We start from the raw sequence: 1,250 nt of genomic DNA on the forward strand, positions 1-1,250 counted from the left end.
AGGATGCAGGCGGAGGCTTGCATCATGTCGCGTCGCGGACAGGAGCCGGTCCGTGCCGAGGACCTGCGGGGATTTCGCTATTTTCGGCTGCTCGGCCCGCTCCTGGAGCGGCTCCACCCTCGGGGGGCCGAGCGAGATCGCGCCGGCAATCGCCGGCTCTTCTACGATCAGTACGTCGCGTTGCTGTTGATGTACTTCTTCACCCCGGCCTTGACCAGCCTTCGCGGGCTCCAGCAGGCCACCGGATTGGACAAGGTCGCCAAGGCGCTGGGGGTCGGGCGAACGTCGCTGGGGGCTCTCAGCGAAGCCGCCGGCGTCTTCGACCCGGCGTTGATGCGAGGCGTGCTCGTCGAGTTGACGCGGCGGCTGGGCCGTCGCCTGCCGCGGGCCGAGTCCAAGGCCCTCGCCGATCTGGTGGCCGTCGACGGCACGCTCCTGCCGGCCTTGCCGCGGATGGCTTGGGCCTTGTGGCAGGACCCGACGCACCGCGCCGCCAAGGCCCACGTCGCCGTCGAGGTCCTCAGCGGTTTGCCGGTCGACGCCACGATCACCGCCGGCAACGGCTCGGAGCGGGCCGAATGGCGGAAGATGGTCCGCCCCGGCGGATTCTACGTCGCCGACCGCGGCTACGTCGACTACTCGCTGATGCGTGAGCTCGACCTCCTGCCCTGCCGCTTCCTCGTCCGACTCCAGGACAACGCCGTCTTCGAGCCGACCGAGTCGCGGCCGATCGCCGAGAAGGCGAAGGCCCTCGGCGTGGTCGGCGACGTCCTGGTGCAGCGGCTGGGGACCGAGAAACACAACCCCCTGCTGAAACGTCCCTGGCGGGTCGTGACGCTGGAACGGCCGGGCCGAAAGGTCGGGACGGTCGACCGCTGGACGCTGGCGACCAACGACGTCGAGATGGACGCCGATCTGGTGGCCCTGGCCTACCGGAATCGCTGGCAGGTGGAGCTGTTCTTCCGTTGGCTCAAGGCGGTGCTGGGGATGCGGCACCTGATCCTGGAAACCCCCACGGGGGTGGCGTTGCAGGTGTACGCCGCGCTGATCGTCAGCGTCCTGATCGCGGCGCGGACCGGCCTGAGGCCGACCAAGCGGACCTACGAGATGATCGGCTTCTACCTCTCGGGCTGGGCCTCCGCCGAGGAACTGGCCGCCCACCTGGCCGAGCGTCGTGCCAAAGAAAAGCCAAGCTGACCGCCGCCCGGCCCCACACGGCATATGCAAGTCGTGCCGAACAGTATTGCCCT

1 protein-coding gene is annotated in these 1,250 nt (G+C 69.0%); it reads left to right on the forward strand.

Going from position 1 to position 1,250, the window contains the following annotated elements:
* Positions 1-24 precede the first annotated feature (24 nt).
* Entirely contained in the window at positions 25-1,197 is a 1,173-nt protein-coding gene (locus G5C50_RS32095; RefSeq protein WP_165076174.1) for an IS4 family transposase, read from the forward strand.
* Positions 1,198-1,250: the final 53 nt, after the last annotated feature.

It is taken from the genome of Paludisphaera rhizosphaerae, from assembly GCF_011065895.1.
Lineage (GTDB): Bacteria > Planctomycetota > Planctomycetia > Isosphaerales > Isosphaeraceae > Paludisphaera > Paludisphaera rhizosphaerae.